The 17,003-nt window shown below is 45.3% G+C and carries 10 protein-coding genes and 2 pseudogenes; 11 read left to right on the top strand and 1 reads right to left on the bottom strand.

The window, feature by feature from the left end; all coding sequences use genetic code 11:
- Window positions 1-196 precede the first annotated feature (196 nt).
- The 8 genes and pseudogenes from MUO14_RS08705 to icmF all read left to right on the top strand — a co-directional run bounded on the left by MUO14_RS08705 (window position 197) and on the right by icmF (window position 11,746).
- On the top strand, window positions 197-2,329 hold the full coding sequence (locus MUO14_RS08705) for a heterodisulfide reductase-related iron-sulfur binding cluster (protein WP_244754843.1): 2,133 nt from the start codon (window positions 197-199) through the stop codon (window positions 2,327-2,329).
- A 195-nt stretch (window positions 2,330-2,524) separates the two neighbouring features.
- Complete coding sequence (locus tag MUO14_RS08700) at window positions 2,525-3,712, top strand: acetyl-CoA C-acetyltransferase (RefSeq protein WP_244754842.1); 1,188 nt, start codon at window positions 2,525-2,527, stop codon at window positions 3,710-3,712.
- Between the two features lie 13 nt (window positions 3,713-3,725).
- Window positions 3,726-4,577, top strand: a complete 852-nt coding sequence (locus MUO14_RS08695) for a 3-hydroxybutyryl-CoA dehydrogenase (protein ID WP_244754841.1) — start codon at window positions 3,726-3,728, stop codon at window positions 4,575-4,577.
- A gap of 21 nt (window positions 4,578-4,598) precedes the next feature.
- On the top strand, window positions 4,599-5,744 hold the full coding sequence (locus MUO14_RS08690; RefSeq protein ID WP_244754840.1) for an acyl-CoA dehydrogenase: 1,146 nt from the start codon (window positions 4,599-4,601) through the stop codon (window positions 5,742-5,744).
- Window positions 5,745-5,759: 15 nt separating this feature from the next.
- Complete coding sequence (locus MUO14_RS08685; RefSeq protein ID WP_244754839.1) at window positions 5,760-6,899, top strand: acyl-CoA dehydrogenase; 1,140 nt, start codon at window positions 5,760-5,762, stop codon at window positions 6,897-6,899.
- 21 nt (window positions 6,900-6,920) lie between these two features.
- Window positions 6,921-7,852, top strand: a pseudogene (meaB, locus tag MUO14_RS08680) (methylmalonyl Co-A mutase-associated GTPase MeaB).
- Between the two features lie 2 nt (window positions 7,853-7,854).
- Window positions 7,855-8,484, top strand: a complete 630-nt coding sequence (locus tag MUO14_RS08675; protein WP_244754838.1) for a TetR/AcrR family transcriptional regulator — start codon at window positions 7,855-7,857, stop codon at window positions 8,482-8,484.
- Window positions 8,485-8,502: 18 nt separating this feature from the next.
- A pseudogene (gene icmF, locus MUO14_RS08670) lies at window positions 8,503-11,746 on the top strand (fused isobutyryl-CoA mutase/GTPase IcmF).
- 756 nt (window positions 11,747-12,502) lie between these two features.
- Here the strand turns inward: icmF and MUO14_RS08665 are convergent.
- Window positions 12,503-12,820, bottom strand: coding sequence for a hypothetical protein (locus tag MUO14_RS08665; RefSeq protein ID WP_244754837.1), 318 nt, complete (start codon window positions 12,818-12,820; stop codon window positions 12,503-12,505).
- A 295-nt stretch (window positions 12,821-13,115) separates the two neighbouring features.
- Between MUO14_RS08665 and rpoE the strand changes: the two genes are divergently transcribed.
- The 3 genes from rpoE (at window position 13,116) to MUO14_RS08650 (ending at window position 16,645) form a co-directional block, all read left to right on the top strand.
- Window positions 13,116-13,673 (top strand): DNA-directed RNA polymerase subunit delta, encoded by a 558-nt coding sequence (gene rpoE / locus MUO14_RS08660; protein ID WP_244754836.1) that lies wholly within the window; start codon window positions 13,116-13,118, stop codon window positions 13,671-13,673.
- A 150-nt stretch (window positions 13,674-13,823) separates the two neighbouring features.
- Window positions 13,824-15,434, top strand: coding sequence for a CTP synthase (locus MUO14_RS08655; RefSeq protein ID WP_244754835.1), 1,611 nt, complete (start codon window positions 13,824-13,826; stop codon window positions 15,432-15,434).
- A gap of 842 nt (window positions 15,435-16,276) precedes the next feature.
- Window positions 16,277-16,645, top strand: a complete 369-nt coding sequence (locus MUO14_RS08650) for a response regulator (RefSeq protein ID WP_244754834.1) — start codon at window positions 16,277-16,279, stop codon at window positions 16,643-16,645.
- Window positions 16,646-17,003 lie beyond the last annotated feature (358 nt).

The following is a 17,003-nucleotide window of genomic DNA, read 5'->3' as shown; positions in this document are numbered from 1 at the left end:
TTATTGGTGTCTCCTTTCCATTTAGGTAGCTTTCCCTAATATTGATGATTTGAACAGGAAATATGTAAAATGTATTGACTGAATGCTCATTCATAATTATAGTTAATATATAAGATTCAGAAAATTTACAGGTTTTCGAATGGCAATGGGGGTGTGATTCGGAAATTTGTGTAATCAACGTAGAGGGGGAGAACAGATGAATCCTTTGTTACTGGCAAATTGGATTTTATTCCTGGGGGTGACGGTATATGGCTTATATTTGTTTGTACGAGTTGTTCGTACACGCGTTGCCTATATTCAAATGGGGAAAAAAGTCGAGTTTGATGGTCAGATAAAGAGACGTCTTCAGAAAATATGGATTTACGTGTTTGGACAAAAGAAGCTATTGAAGGATAAGAAATCGGGAGCCATTCATGTCATGATGTTTTATGGCTTTATCCTTGTTCAGTTTGGAGCGATCGATTTCATTTGGAAGGGACTAGCACCAGATTCACATTTACCGCTAGGTCCACTCTATCCTGGGTTTACCTTTTTCCAAGAGCTTGTGACGTTAACCATTCTCGTCGCTGTCATATGGGCGTTTTACCGTCGTTATATTGAGAAGCTCGTTCGCTTAAAACGCGGTTTTAAAGCAGGAATGGTCCTGCTCTTTATCGGATTATTAATGGTCTCCGTACTTATTGGGAACGGAATGGGGTTAATTTGGCACGGTCATGAAGGCGCGTGGACAGAACCAATTGCGACAATTATTGCAAACGCTTTCGGATGGATGCCGCCTGCAGCTGCAGCCACTGTGTTTTTCGTTATGTGGTGGATTCATTTATTAGTCTTGCTCACGTTTCTTGTGTACGTCCCGCAATCGAAGCATGCACATTTACTCGCAGCACCAGTCAATGTGTTCTTAAGCCGTGAGGATCCTCCCGGCAAACTTAAGAAAATTGACTTTGAAATGGACGAGGATGCGGATGAAGAAGACGTTTCCTTTGGTGTCGGAAAAGTAGAGGATTTCAATCAGCTGCAAATGATTGACTTCTACGCTTGTGTTGAGTGTGGTCGTTGTACAAATGTGTGTCCAGCTTCAGGTTCAGGGAAGATGCTGTCACCGATGGATTTGCTTGTTAAGATCCGCGACCACTTAACGGAGACAGGGGCAGCAGTTACTGGAAAGGCTCCATGGGTTCCTTCCTATGCATTTTCCGGAACAGAAGGCAATACGTTAGCAAAAATGGCTGAGTCCCAAGGTGGAAACGAAGCGGCCGCTACAGCAGAAGACGTGAACGGCAAAAGTTTGATTGGTGACGTGATTACAGAAGAAGAACTGTGGGCTTGTACAACTTGTCGTAACTGTGAAGATGCCTGCCCAGTTATGAACGAACACGTCGATAAAATCATTGACCTGCGCCGGTATCTTGTTTTAACAGAAGGGAAAATGGATCAGGACGGCCAGCGTGCGATGATGAACATCGAACGTCAGGGTAACCCTTGGGGATTGTCCAAGAAAGAACGGGCTAACTGGAGAGATACAGAAGAAGATGTATCGATTCCGACTGTCAAAGAACTTAAGAAATCTGGCGAAGAATTTGAATATCTGTTCTGGGTAAGCTCTATGGGGTCTTACGACAATCGTAGTCAAAAGATTGCTATGGCTTTTGCCAAGCTTATGAATGAGGCTGGCATCAAGTTCGCGATTCTCGGTAACAAGGAGCAGAATTCTGGCGATACGGCTCGCCGTATGGGGAATGAATTTTTATTCCAGGAGCTTGCAGAGAAAAACATTAAAGAATTTGAGAAGCATGACGTTAAAAAGATCATCACGATTGACCCGCACGCGTATAACATTTTCAAGAATGAATACCCTGATTTTGGCTATGAAGCAGAAGTCTTCCACCATACGGAAATGCTGGCTGAATGGCTGCAGGACGGCCGATTGAATCCTGACGTTGAAGTGAACGAAACGATTACGTATCACGACAGCTGCTACTTGGGACGCTACAACGAAGTGTATCAGCCGCCACGCGATGTTCTTGAAATGATTCCAGGCGTGAAAGTCGTTGAAATGAATCGTAATCGCTCTAACGGCATGTGCTGTGGGGCCGGCGGCGGAATGATGTGGATGGAAGAGAAGTCCGGAAACCGCATGAATGTTGCCCGTACAGAACAGGCTCTAGAAGTAGAACCAACAATGATTTCAAGTGGCTGTCCATTCTGCTTAACGATGCTTTCAGATGGAACGAAGGCGAAGGAAGTGGAAGAGAAGGTCAGCACAATGGATATTGCAGAGATTCTAGCGAAGTCCATTTTCCCGGAGAAGATCGAGAAGTCGGCCTAGGAAAATGACGGTTCTTAACCTAGAAGGTTTCTAACTTAGCCGCTAAAATCGAATGCTGGCCGTGAAACCAAATTTTAATGAGAAAATTGTGGAAAGTGTACAGTAAATTATGTACACTTTCCTTATGAGGGCAAATTGAGCGAGCGTTCAATCGCCATTATTGTAAGCGTTAACAAATAAGGGAGGAAATTTATTATGACAAAAACAGTAATCGTTGCAGGGGCACGTACACCTTTTGGGAAATTCGGAGGAGGCCTTGCGCCTTTAACAGCAGCGCAATTAGGCGGAATCGCCATCAAAGCGGCTTTAGAAAGATCGAACGTGAAAGCGGAAGATGTTAAAGAAGTCATCATGGGTACGGTTTTACAAGGGGGGCAAGGACAACTGCCTTCCCGCCAGGCTTCACGTGAAGCGGGTATCCCTTGGGATGTGAAGACGGAAACCGTCAACAAAGTCTGTGCATCTGGCATGCGTAGTGTAACGATGGCTGATCAGTTCATCCGTTTAGGTGAGGAAGATATCATCGTTGCCGGTGGAATGGAAAGCATGAGCAATGCACCTTACTTTATGCCAAAAGCCCGCTTTGGCATGCGCATGGGCGATGCTGATGTTAAGGATATGATGGTGCATGACGGGCTTACGTGCTCGTTTGAAAATGTTCATATGGGTAGCTACGGGAATCGGACGGCAAATAAATTTGAATTGACGCGTGAGGCGCAGGATGAGTGGGCGGCTCGCAGTCATGATCGTGCTTTGCAAGCGATGGACGATGGAAAATTGGCTGAGGAGATTGTCTCAGTGGAGATTCCGCAGCGCAAAGGGGATCCGGTCGTGGTTGACACAGATGAAGCGCCAAGAAAAGGAACGACTACCGAAAAATTGGCGAGGCTGCGTCCTGCTTTTGATAAAGATGGAACGATTACGGCCGGAAATGCTCCGGGTGTGAATGATGGAGCTTGTGCGATGCTGCTTATGTCCGATGAAAAAGCAAAAGAAGTAGGCGCTGAAACGTTGGCTACCATTCTTGCCCATGATGAAGTAGCTGTAGAAGCACATGATTTCCCGGAAACGCCTGGATTGGTTATTAATAAATTACTTAAAAAAGCAGGTAAGTCTATAGACGATATTGATCTTTTCGAAGTTAATGAAGCTTTTGCAACGGTGTCGCTAGCAAGCGGGAAAATTGCTGGTATTGATCCAGAAAAAGTCAACGTCAACGGTGGGGCTGTAGCTCTTGGTCACCCGATCGGTGCCAGTGGTGCCCGTATTTTACTTACATTAGCCCATGAACTGAAGCGTCGTGGAGGCGGTCTTGGAATTGCAGCGATTTGCTCTGGCGGCGGTCAAGGGGATGCCGTATTGATCGAAGTACCGAAACAGTAAGGGGGAGTTCAACATGTCAATTAATCAAGTCATGGTCATTGGTGCGGGACAGATGGGGGCAGGAATTGCTCAAGTATTCGCTCAGTCAGGCCTGAAAGTGAAATTAAATGATATGAACGCGGAAGCACTAAACAAAGGGATCGCAGGTATCGAAAAACGCCTGCAGAGCGCAGTAGATAAAGATAAATTAACTACGGATGAGCAAGCAAAGGCAAATGAGTTACTCTCAGGAACGACCGATTTGAACGATGCATCCGACTGTGATCTCGTGATTGAAGCCGTTGTAGAAAATATGGATGTGAAAACGAAGGTGTTCCAAAGCCTTGATGAGATTACGCCACCCCATGCAATCTTGGCGTCCAATACGTCATCCTTGCCGATTACCGAAATTGCCGCGGTTACGAAGCGCCCATCCCAGGTCATCGGTATGCATTTCATGAATCCTGTACCAGTCATGAAGCTTGTGGAAATCATTCGTGCCATTCAAACAAGTGACGAAACATATCAAGTGATTGAGGAAATGACGAAGAAGCTGAACAAGGCACCTGTTGAAGTCAATGACCTTCCTGGCTTTGCTGCCAACCGGATTTTGATGCCGATGATCAATGAAGCGATTTTCGCGGTTCATGAAGGCGTCGCTTCCGTGGAAGACGTCGACACGGTCATGAAGCTCGGCATGAATCACCCGATGGGACCGCTGACCCTTGCTGATTTCATTGGTCTTGATACATGTCTGTACATTATGGAGGTTCTTCACGACGGCTTTGGCGACAGTAAGTACCGTCCATGTCCACTGCTTAGACAGTATGTGAAAGCGGGCTGGCTCGGTAAAAAGTCAGGTCGAGGATTTTACAGCTACGAATAACAGATGAGGGAGAGAGTGAGCATGAACCTGCAGTTTACAGATGAACAGCAAATGATGAGGAAAATGGTGCAGGATTTTGCTGAGAAGGAAGTCGCCCCGGCGGTTGAACGTATGGAAGAAGAGGATCGTTTTCCTGTTGAATTGATAAAGAGAATGGGGGAGCTCGGCTTAATGGGTATCCCTATCTCTGAGAAGTATGGCGGTTCTGAGATGGATTACACGTCTTATATTATTGCCATTCATGAGATCTCTAAAGTCAGTGCGACCCTAGGAGTTATATTATCCGTGCATACGTCGGTAGGCACCAACCCTATTCTTTATTTTGGCACAGAAGAACAGAAGCAAAAGTATCTTCCTAAACTTGCTTCGGGTGAATACTTAGGAGCGTTTGCGTTAACAGAGCCAAGCGCTGGATCGGATGCCGGCAGTTTAAAGACACGTGCTGAGAAAACAGGCGATCATTACATTTTAAATGGTTCCAAAGTGTTCATTACAAATGGCGGCGAGGCGGATACATTTATCGTTTTCGCACGAACAAACCGTGATGAACAGCGTGGGAATGGAGTCAGTGCCTTTATAGTAGAACGTGACACGCCAGGTTTTTCTATAGGCAAAGCGGAAAAGAAAATGGGGCTGCACGGGTCAAGTACGGTATCACTTAATTTTGATCAGTGCCAGATTCCGACTTCCCAGTTGCTTGGTGAAGAAGGGGAGGGCTTTAAAATTGCCCTAGCGAACTTAAATGTCGGGCGAATTGGGATTGCCGCTCAATCCCTCGGTATTGCTGAAGCGGCTCTTGAGCACGCGGTTGCCTATGCAAAAGAGCGAGAGCAATTCGGCAAGTCGATCGCAAAGCATCAGGGGATTTCTTTCAAACTCGCTGATATGGCAACAGATGTTGAAGCTGCAAAACTATTAGTCTATCAAGCAGCATCCCTGCAAACGGCTGGCGAAAAGTGCAGCAAGCCTGCATCGATGGCCAAACTATTTGCATCAAAAGCAGCAGTCAACACGTCAATTGAGGCTGTCCAAGTGCATGGGGGCTATGGGTATACGGAAGATTACGCTGTAGAACGCTTTTTCCGTGACGCGAAGGTTTGTGAAATTTATGAGGGAACGAGTGAAATCCAGCGAATGGTCATCAGTAATCATTTAATAAAAGATTGAATAGGGGGAGCAGCGATGAATTTCAAGCTTACAGAAGAACAAGAAATGCTTAGAAAAATGGTACGCGATTTCGCAAAAAATGAAGTCGAGCCAACAGCAGCTGAGCGCGATGAGGAAGAACGCTTTGATCGTGAAATTTTTGACAAAATGGCGGAGCTTGGCTTGACAGGCATTCCGTGGCCGGAAGAGTATGGCGGAATTGGATCAGATTTCGTCAGTTACGTCATTGCAGTGGAGGAGCTATCCCGCGTTTGTGCGTCAACAGGGGTAACATTATCCGCGCATATCTCTCTATGCAGCTGGCCGATTTATAAATTCGGAAATGAAGATCAAAAGAAAACGTACCTGGCTCAGCTTGCTTCAGGGGAAAAGTTAGGAGCCTATGCGTTATCAGAGCCAGGAGCAGGCAGTGATGTCTCCTCGATGCGTACACAAGCGAAACTTGATGGCGATCATTACGTGTTAAATGGAAACAAAGTATGGATCACGAATGGCGGTGTCGGCGATATTTATATCGTTTTTGCCAAAACAGATCAGGATGCTGGCAGCAAAGGAGTTAGTGCCTTCATCGTTGAAAAAGGAACAGAAGGCTTTACCTTTGGGAAAAAGGAGAGGAAACTCGGCATTCGTTCCTCTCCAACAACAGAACTGATTTTTGAAAATTGCAGAATTCCTAAAGAGAATTTGCTTGGTGAAGAGGGAGAGGGCTTTAAGATCGCAATGATGACGCTTGACGGCGGCCGTAACGGAATTGCCGCCCAAGCACTTGGTATCGCTCAAGGAGCACTGGATGAATCGGTTAATTATGCAAAAGAACGTGAACAGTTTGGCAAGCCGATCGCTAAGCATCAAGGGATCTCCTTTAAGATTGCTGATATGGCCACCGAAATTGAAGCAGCCCGGCTATTAACTTATCAAGCGGCTTATTTGGAATCAGAAGGCCAGCCGTATGCAAAAGCGTCCGCGATGGCGAAATTGTATGCTGGTGACGCAGCGATGCGAATAACGGTTGAGGCTGTCCAGGTCCACGGCGGCTATGGCTACACGAAGGATTATCCAGTTGAACGCTATATGCGTGACGCGAAAATCACACAAATCTATGAAGGTACAAATGAAATACAGCGCCTCGTCATCGGGCGTATGGTAACACAGTAAGAGAAAGGAAGGCCAATGGCAATGCACTCTCTAGCTGAACGGATCAAAGAACAGGATATGCGGGCGCTGGCACGGGCGATTACGCTCGTTGAAAGTGACCATCCGGATAAACTCGCCTTGATGAGTGACATTTTTTCGATTAAAAAAAGCGCCCATTATATAGGAATTACGGGCTCTCCAGGGGCTGGAAAGAGCTCACTGATTAATCGTCTGCTCACTTATTTGAGAAAGCAAGAGCTTACCGTTGCGGTCATCGCTGTCGACCCGACGAGTCCGTTTAGCGGTGGGTCGTTGCTCGGGATCGCACGCGCATGAATCAGCATTTTATCGATCCTGGCATTTTCATACGTAGCATGGCAACGCGCGGAAGTTTAGGGGGTCTGGCGCGGGCGACGAAGGATGCGATACGTGTATGTGATGCCTATGGATTTGATGTCATTTTAGTAGAGACGGTCGGAGTGGGCCAATCAGAACTCGACATTATGAAAGTCGTAGATACAACAGGTCTGGTGCTGACACCGAATAGTGGCGATGTCTTGCAGATCTTCAAGGCTGGCATTATGGAAATTGCCGATCTTTTTATTATTAATAAAGCGGATCTGCCTGGTGTCGTCAAACTAAAAGCGACCTTAGAGGAATACATGATGATCGCCGATCCTAAAGGCTGGCGGCCGCTCATCGTTCGAACGATTTCCACCGAGAATAAAGGAATGGAAGAACTTTGGGAGGGCGTATCTCGCCACCGCTCCTATTTATATGAAACCGATCAAGGAGAAAAAAAGCGTCAGCAGCAGCTTCAGCTTGAAGTCTATGAGTTGATCCGTGAAGAAATTTGGCGTGATGTGAAGGAGCATGTGGAGGATGATCAGGGGAAACTGCGTGAAGTCAGTGATCCTGAAGCGGATCCATACAGGCTCGCATGCTCCTGGTATCAACAATGGAAGGGTGACTGAACATGACGAAAAACCAAGTACCCTCTTCAATAAAAGACGAAGCCCTCGTCGAGAAACGGCGTGAACAAATGGTTAAGGGCGCGGTAACCCTTTTTACGGAAAAAGGGTTCCATAAAACAACCACCCGTGAAATCGCCAAGGCTGCAGGGTTCAGCATCGGAACATTATACGAATATATTAGAAAAAAAGAAGATGTTCTGTTTCTCGTTTGTGATTCGATGTATGAACGGGTAAAGGAGCGAATGGAGGATTCGATCGATCAGAATGAAACGAGTATCGATAACCTCGTTTGTGCTGTTCGCTCGTATTTTACTCTAATGGACGATATGCAGAATGAAGTTGTCGTCATGTACCAAGAAGTGAAATCGCTATCAAAAGATGCTCAAGACTATGTCCTGCAGAAGGAACGGGATATGGTCGCAATGTTAGAAAAAGTAATCATTAATAGTCTTCCTAATCAACTGCTGGAAGGGGATACGGCGTTGATCGCGAATAACATTTTTGTTCAAGGGCAGATGTGGGGATTCAGACGGTGGATGCTCCAGCGCACGTTTACACTGCAAACCTATACAGACAGACAAATACATTTGCTGCTACAAGGGCTGAATGTTCAGGAAGCGAATTTATCTTAACGCGAAGGAGGAGAGAGAATGGAACAACCGCACGTTTATCAAGCGAAAAATCCTGTCAGATTTGTGACATCATCCAGTCTTTTTGACGGCCACGATGCGTCGATTAATATTATGCGCAGAATTTTACAAGCAACAGGGGCTGAGGTCATCCACCTCGGACATAACCGCTCTGTAGAGGAAGTCGTCAATGCGGCCATTCAAGAGGATGCGCAAGGGATTGCCATCTCATCTTATCAAGGGGGCCATGTCGAATATTTCAAATATATGGTCGATCTCTTGAGGGAAAAAGGGGCTGGCCATATTCGAGTGTATGGCGGTGGCGGTGGTGTCATCCTTCCACGCGAGATTAAAGAGCTTCACGATTACGGTGTTGCTCGCGTATTTTCACCGGAAGACGGCCGCGGCCTTGGCTTGCAAGGCATGATCAATACAATGATGGAGGAGTGCGATTTCCTACCACCACTCAATGTAAAAGAAGCAGTCGCTGATTTGAAAACTGGCAGCCACCAGGCAATGGCTCGTTTTATAACGTATGTGGAGAACACGCCAAAGGAAGAACGTGAAGTTGTTGCAGCATTCGAAACTGCCGTAGAAGATACGACAGAGAAGACGATCCCGGTACTTGGTATTACCGGCACAGGCGGGGCAGGAAAAAGTTCGTTGACTGACGAATTGATCCGCCGCTTCATCAATGAGGTGCCTGATAAAAAGATTGCTATCCTGTCTGTCGATCCGACGAAAAAGAAAACAGGGGCGCTTTGCTTGGTGACCGTATTCGCATGAACGCGATTTTTAACCCGCGTGTCTATATGCGTTCATTGGCGACTCGTGATGCCAGCTCTGAGGTATCGAAGTCAATTCAAGAAGCCATCCAGGTCGCCAAGGCAGCGGGGGTTGATTTTGTCATCGTCGAAACGAGCGGGATTGGTCAAGGGGATGCAGCAATCACCGACATTACCGATCTGTCGATGTATGTGATGACAGCTGAATTCGGTGCCCCTTCCCAGCTTGAGAAGATTGACATGATTGATTTCGCTGATTTTATCGTGATTAATAAATTCGAACAAAAAGGCTCAGAGGATGCGCTTAGTCAAGTACGTAAACAATACGAGCGCAGTCATATGCTTTTTCATCAGGATGCGACGAAGTTCCCTGTTTACGGAACGATCGCCAGCCAATTTAATGATCCGGGTACCAACACATTGTTTGCGGGCATCATCGATAAATTGAATGAAGATTATGCCTGGCAGGATGACACATCATTTGAACGTGTTGAGAAGGTTGAAAAGCAGAACGTGATCATTCCAAATGAACAAAAGCAGTATTTGCGGGATATTTCACTAGCTGTTCGCGACTATCATAAGCACACGAATAACCAAGCAGATAAAGCACGCAAGCTATACCAGCTTAAAGGGACGATCGCTTTACTTGACGATAGTGAAAATAAAGCAAGTATCGAGCGTCTGATTGAAGACTACGAGCGTGATCTTGATCGTGACTCAACAGAAAAACTTGAGGATTGGGATGATCTTCACGAGCGCTACAGTGGAGAAACCTATACATTTAAAGTTCGTGATAAAGAAATTACCATGGACTTGACGACAGAAAGTCTCTCTGGAATCAAGGTGCCTAAAGTGGCTCTGCCGCATTATAGCGACTGGGGTGACCGATTAACTTGGCTGCTGCGTGAGAACGTACCCGGAGCTTTCCCGTTTACGGCCGGAGTCTTTCCTTTTAAACGAAAAGGAGAGGATCCGAAGCGTCAGTTCGCAGGTGAAGGCACACCAGAACGAACGAACCGCCGCTTCCACTACTTATCAGAAGGTGACGATGCTAAGCGCTTAAGTACAGCTTTTGATTCGGTAACGCTGTATGGAGAAGACCCAGATGAGCGCCCAGATATTTACGGAAAAGTCGGCGAGAGCGGAGTCAATATTTGTACACTTGAAGACATGAAAAAGCTTTATGATGGTTTTGACCTCGTTGACCCGACAACGTCTGTATCGATGACGATCAACGGGCCAGCACCGATTATTCTGGCGATGTTTTTTAATACAGCGGTTGACCAGCAGCTGAGTAAGTTTACAGAGAAAAACGGCCGCGAACCGAATGCGGAAGAAGCTTTGAAGATTAAAGAAGATACGATTCATGTCGTGCGTGGTACGGTTCAGGCTGATATTTTAAAAGAAGATCAAGGACAGAATACATGTATCTTCTCAACAGAATTTGCATTGAGGATGATGGGCGATATTCAGCAGTACTTTATCGACCATGAAGTCCGCAACTACTATTCTGTATCGATTTCCGGTTACCATATTGCTGAAGCGGGGGCGAACCCGATTACCCAGCTTGCTTTTACATTGGCAAACGGGTTCACGTACGTGGAGTACTATTTAAGCCGTGGTATGGACATTAACAAATTCGCACCAAACCTGTCGTTCTTTTTCTCAAATGGTCTTGATCCGGAATACACCGTACTCGGCCGTGTTGCCCGCAGGATCTGGGCGATCGTGATGAAAGATAAATATGGTGCCAATGAACGCAGTCAGAAGTTGAAGTACCATATTCAAACATCCGGTCGTTCCCTGCACGCACAGGAAATCGACTTTAACGACATTCGCACAACACTGCAAGCCTTAATCGCCATTCAGGATAACTGCAACTCCTTGCATACCAACTCCTATGATGAAGCGATCACCACACCAACAGAGGAGTCTGTACGGCGGGCGATGGCGATTCAAATGATCATCAGCAAAGAATTTGGCTTAACGAAAAATGAGAACTCTCAGCAGGGCGCTTACATTATTCGTGAGCTGACTGATTTAGTTGAGGAAGCTGTTTTGCAGGAGTTTGAACGCATGAACGATCGCGGCGGAGTCCTCGGCGCGATGGAACGTCAATACCAGCGTGGGAAAATTCAAGAGGAATCACTTTATTATGAAGGAAAAAAGCATTCCGGTGAACTACCGATTATCGGTGTGAACACCTACTTGAACCCGAATCCATTGACAGAAGATGATATCAACTCAATGGATATTGCTCGTGCCGATAAAGAAGAAAAAGAGCACCAAATTACCGAGTTGCGCAATTTCCAGCAGGCGAATGAAGCAAAAACAACTGAAGCTCTCAAACGTTTGCAAGAGACAGCAAGCGGCGGGGCAACATTTTTGCTGAATTGATGGAAACAGTAAAAGTAGCGAGCCTCGGCCAGATTACTAATGCTTTGTATGAAGTAGGCGGACAGTATCGACGTAATATGTAAGAAGAAAAGCGGAGGCGCCCCGGTAAGGGAAGTTCGGCTAAAACCGAAACGTCCTGTTTCAACGCCGAACGACCCCACGTCGTGTGGGGCCAAGCATAAGCAGAGCGGCGCAGTCGGGGGGTCTTGCCCGACGGAGGCGAACTGCTTATGTCTCGAGTGTCTGAGTGCCGCAGCTAGACAGTCGAAAAGCGGAGAGGGGCGTTTAGACCTGAGGTGAGGAAGTTCGACTTAAAACTCTGAAGTTAAGGAAGTTCGGTTAAAAATGGCACGTCCTGTGCTAACACCGAACGACCCTACATCGTGTAGGGCCTGTTCCAACGTCGAACTGACCCGCGTCATGCGGGCCCAAGCAAATTGTCGTAGTGAGGGGCTCTTTCTACACGAAGGCAAGATTGCTTATGTCCCGCGAAGGTCTGCCCCGTGCAGCTGACCAGGAAATAAAGCTGAAAAAAGAATCCAGCCTCTTGAGGGGTTGGATTCTTAACTTTATCGGAGTGTGCATATGGAGTGGTGTGGTGTGAAAACACCTTAATATGCAAATATTCTGTATTTCGCGCAATTATTCAAAATTTCGTGCAATTATTCGTGATTATGTGCGATTATCGATAATTCCGTGCAATTATTTAAGATTTCGTGCAATTACGGCTAGTGGCCAGCTTTTAAAGTGATCAATTTATGATAACATTCGACAGCGTGAATCTAGCATAATAGAAGAAAGAAGAAGTCAGCCCCGCCTAAGCAGGCCTGAAGCTCCTATTAGTGACCGCCGCCGACACCGTCATCGTCATGAGCTTGATTAATTTCTACAACATATGGATGGGTGTTCCCGTACCACTCATAAGAGATCTCATAGCTTTCACCAGATGTCAGCACCATCCAAGTATTCGTGTCTTTCACGTGCAGTTTTTGATCATCGACGGTTATAAAATAGCCTTTTTCTCCATGAGTCTTTTCAGTAACCGTTGCTTCGGTCAAGTGTTTCTCGTGAATGATGCCGTAGTTTGTAAATGCCCATGTACCAAGTGCAACAACGATAATAATTAGTATGATCCAGTCAAAAAGGTGTGTCTTCATATCGTCTCTCCTTTTCATACTCTCTTCTGTTATTTTACGACAAAACATAGAGAACGCCAAATGAGAATGCTTACTTATATGGTGATTTCTTCCACCTCAGGTCATCCAGATTCTGGATGACCTGAGGTGGAAGAAAAAGGGGTTCGTTGTAGAATGTTTGTTTATCTGCTTTTTTCTGGTGGAGTATTTGATTTTTGTTTAAGGTGACCATATAATGGGTGGTATGATTAAATGTGATCCGTATGCCTATGATGTAAGTAATAGATCATTTGATGAGTAAAGGAGTGCTTTGAAGGTGAGTGTAAAGGAACTGAGTAAACAGCAGGTAGAGGAAATATCAATGATTGAACTAGCAACTATGATTCTTAAGGATAAGGGAGAAGCGATCGATTTTAACGATATTTTCGAACGTATTGCTTCATTAAAAGGGTTCAATGAGAAACAGAAGGAAGAATACATTGCCCAGTTCTATACAGATTTAAATGTAGACGGTCAATTCATGACAATTGGAACAAATAGATGGGGGCTAAGAAGCTGGTATTCTGTAGAGCAAATGGAAGATGAAATTGCCAACCTTCCCCAAAAACGTAAAAAGAAAAAGAAGAAGAAAAAGAAACCATCTAAATTACTTGAGGATGAATTAGGTGAGTCTGGTTACGATGATAGCAGTGATGATGACTTGGAAGAGGATATCGATTTGACTGATGAGGACCTTGACCTTGGTGATGACGATGAAGATGATTACGAAGGTGACTATGAAGAGGACGACCTAGACGAAGAGGAAGAAGAAATCGTTGAAGATGACGTCAGCTTCGTTGGTGATGAAGACGAGAAAGATGAATCCAAAGGTTGACTTTCAAAGTCCGAATGAGTAATATTTTACTTGGGCTCTTTAAATTTTGATTAACATTCAAAAACGCTCCCCTTATTGGGGAGCGTTTTTTTTATTTTTTCAACACCCTGAGAATACTACCAAGATGATCAGTTTATAAAAGAAAGAGGGATGATTGTGTCAACGAAATATATTTTTGTAACAGGCGGTGTAGTCTCGTCTCTTGGAAAAGGGATCACAGCGGCTTCACTTGGCCGATTATTAAAAAACAGAGGACTTAAGGTGACGATTCAGAAGTTCGATCCATACATTAACGTCGATCCGGGTACGATGAGTCCTTACCAGCACGGGGAAGTGTTTGTAACAGAAGATGGAGCAGAAACGGACCTTGACCTCGGGCATTATGAGCGCTTTATTGATATTAACTTAAATAAATTCAGCAATACAACAACAGGGAAAGTCTATTCAAACGTTATTAAGAAAGAACGCCGCGGGGATTACCTTGGGGGAACGGTGCAGGTTATCCCGCACATTACCAATGAAATTAAGGGACGTGTTTTCCGTGCCGGCCATGAGACGAACGCTGATGTTGTCATTACAGAAATTGGTGGAACCGTCGGGGACATTGAATCTCTTCCGTTCTTAGAAGCGATCCGTCAAATTAAAAGTGATATCGGCCGTGAGCACGTCATGTACCTTCACTGCACACTCGTCCCATATTTGAAGGCTGCTGGGGAAATGAAAACAAAGCCTACCCAGCATAGTGTAAAAGAACTTCGCTCGCTAGGGATTCAGCCAGATGTTATTGTGTTACGTACAGAGATGGCTATTTCTGAAGACATGAAAGAAAAAATCGCTTTGTTCTGTGACATTGATAAGCAAGCGGTTATTGAAGCGGGAGACGCTGATACTTTATACAATGTACCGCTTGATCTTCAAGCTCAAAAGCTCGATGAACTCACGTGTCAGCATTTTGGCTTAAAAACGGATCCTGCTGATATGACTGAGTGGAACAAGCTTGTAGATAACGTGAAAAATCTAAAAGAGAAAGCGACGATCGGATTAGTCGGGAAATATGTGGAGCTGCCAGATGCATACATTTCCGTTGTAGAGGCACTCAAACACGCTGGCTATAGCTATGATACAGATGTAGAAGTGAAATGGATTGATTCCGAAGAGGTTACAGAGCAAAATGTTCGCGAAATGCTAAGCGATGTGGATGGCGTACTTGTGCCAGGAGGCTTTGGCGACCGCGGTATCGAAGGGAAAATTACTGCGATCCATCACGCCCGCGTAGAGCGTGTTCCGTTCCTCGGCATTTGTTTAGGAATGCAGCTGGCTACGGTAGAATTCGCGCGCCATGAACTGGGATTAACAGGTGCACATTCAGCTGAAATTGATCCATCTACACCGCATCCAATCATCGACCTTTTACCAGAACAAAAGGAACTTACTGATCTTGGCGGAACCCTTCGCCTTGGGGTTTATCCTTCTCGCCTTTTGGCAAATACGAAGGCGATAAAAGCCTACGGGGAAGAAGTGGTTTACGAGCGTCACCGCCACCGCTTCGAATTTAACAATCATTACCGTGAACAAATGGAAGCGAAAGGCTTTCTTTTCTCAGGGACAAGCCCTGATGGCCGATTAGTCGAAATTATTGAGGTGGAAGATCATCCATGGTTTGTCGCTAGCCAGTTCCACCCGGAATTCAAATCACGACCGACACGCCCACAACAGCTGTTCCATAGCTTTATCGGAGCTGTTATTAACGAAAAATCATAAAGGGTAAAGGGGCAGGCTTTACGGCTTGCCTTTTTCTATATAAATTTGTTATTTGAATAAATTTCATAATTTAAGTCCCTTCTGCCCAAGGGATTCAAAACGCAAAAAAGGAAGTACCTCCCCAAATCTAGTCAAGTAGGAAATTTGAAATCATTTTTATTAGGTAAGGGCAGAGATCTGGAAGACTCCATCTCGAGATAGGTTTCCGTTTCCTTGGATAGAGAAGGAGGTCCGGGAAATCACTCGCTTTCCGTGGGCATGCGCTGAGCCTCCTCGGACTCTGTCCTCCGGGGTCTCACCTGTCATGTTTATCCCACAGGAGTCTCGCCATTTCCCGGACCTCCTTGTGTTTGTGAGAAGAACGGAAACACTCCAGGTTCCCCCGCAGGAAAGCGAGTCGTTTCCCAGCCACCCCGAGCCCTCATACCGTAACGGACCTAAGTGTCCCGGAGCTGAGTCTCCAGGATAAGGGGGCGATGTGAAGCAATATGGATAGAAAGTGATCAAACTTCTTTATAAAACGGAAACTAAAATTTGGCTGGATAAGAATCCATTTTGAACCTGTTCGGAAAAGAGCCTTATATTCTGCCAGTCTTTGGCGTTTTAAAAAGAGCAATTATGAAATTGATTCATTTACCAAAAATTGCAGGAGTTTGCGAGTTGATATAGAAGATATAAGACTAGAGAAAGAAAAAGGTATGGATAGTGAAAAAAGTTGGCGGCTTCCTATAGACATATCATAACAAATGGCTTTTTGGACCGGGACTCTTTAGAAGGAGTTGTTTGATTATAAGCGAGTGTCGAGGCAGCTAAGGCTAGAAAAAGAAGGGCTGTGACAACCTATGACAAGCAAAATTCTCATTGTTGACGATCAACCAGGAATTAGAATGTTACTAGAGGAATTTCTTAAAAGCGAAGGATATGAAACTATTAGTGCAAATACAGGAAAACAAGCTTGTGAAGTGGCAATGGAACATAACCCGGATCTCATTTTAATGGATTACAATTTGCCGATAATGAGTGGTGGAGAGGTGCTCAAATATTTAGACAGTGAACAATTTGATAAGCCTGTTTTCATTATGACAGGTCTCTCTGCAAGCTCGATTGAGGAAGACACTCACTATCCCTTTGTTCAACACGTCATCTCAAAACCATTTGACATCCACACGATTCGTCAAATGATAGCAGATTGTCTTGTACGTGAAGGTTAAACGAAAAGAGTTTAGTACCTAGAACTTTCCACATGAGGCAGTTTTTCCATACCTTCTGCCTTATTTATTTAATTTTTTTGAGAGGTTGATTTACGGACCAGATTTTGTTTAGGAAACATGTGATTTCGAAGTGGATTCTTATTATGTGTTCAAAAAGTTGACGAATGAGAACGTCGACAAAGATCGTCACCTCCTATTCTAAAGTCGACACGAGCACGTTCCTTGCGCGTCGCAAGAAGTTCGAGGCGCGAACGTTTTGAGGACCTCAAGCCGTATGCCTTTCATACGTGAGGACCGGAAAAACCGAGCAACGAAGAAATGCGCCGTTTATCATTTGGTGACTTTTTGAACATCCTCT

It is taken from the genome of Halobacillus shinanisalinarum (genome assembly GCF_022919835.1).
Lineage (GTDB): Bacteria > Bacillota > Bacilli > Bacillales > Halobacillaceae > Halobacillus_A > Halobacillus_A shinanisalinarum.
This window is presented reverse-complemented; position numbering and strand designations above follow the sequence as displayed.

What these genes read in the sequence shown, in the direction of transcription:
- MUO14_RS08665 (WP_244754837.1), bottom strand. Translation starts at nt 12,820, where the DNA reads ATGAAGACACACCTTTTTGACTGGATCATACTAATTATTATCGTTGTT.
- MUO14_RS08655 (WP_244754835.1), top strand. Translation starts at nt 13,824, where the DNA reads ATGATTGTGTCAACGAAATATATTTTTGTAACAGGCGGTGTAGTCTCG.
- MUO14_RS08700 (WP_244754842.1), top strand. Translation starts at nt 2,525, where the DNA reads ATGACAAAAACAGTAATCGTTGCAGGGGCACGTACACCTTTTGGGAAA.
- MUO14_RS08650 (WP_244754834.1), top strand. Translation starts at nt 16,277, where the DNA reads ATGACAAGCAAAATTCTCATTGTTGACGATCAACCAGGAATTAGAATG.
- MUO14_RS08675 (WP_244754838.1), top strand. Translation starts at nt 7,855, where the DNA reads ATGACGAAAAACCAAGTACCCTCTTCAATAAAAGACGAAGCCCTCGTC.
- MUO14_RS08685 (WP_244754839.1), top strand. Translation starts at nt 5,760, where the DNA reads ATGAATTTCAAGCTTACAGAAGAACAAGAAATGCTTAGAAAAATGGTA.
- MUO14_RS08690 (WP_244754840.1), top strand. Translation starts at nt 4,599, where the DNA reads ATGAACCTGCAGTTTACAGATGAACAGCAAATGATGAGGAAAATGGTG.
- MUO14_RS08705 (WP_244754843.1), top strand. Translation starts at nt 197, where the DNA reads ATGAATCCTTTGTTACTGGCAAATTGGATTTTATTCCTGGGGGTGACG.
- MUO14_RS08695 (WP_244754841.1), top strand. Translation starts at nt 3,726, where the DNA reads ATGTCAATTAATCAAGTCATGGTCATTGGTGCGGGACAGATGGGGGCA.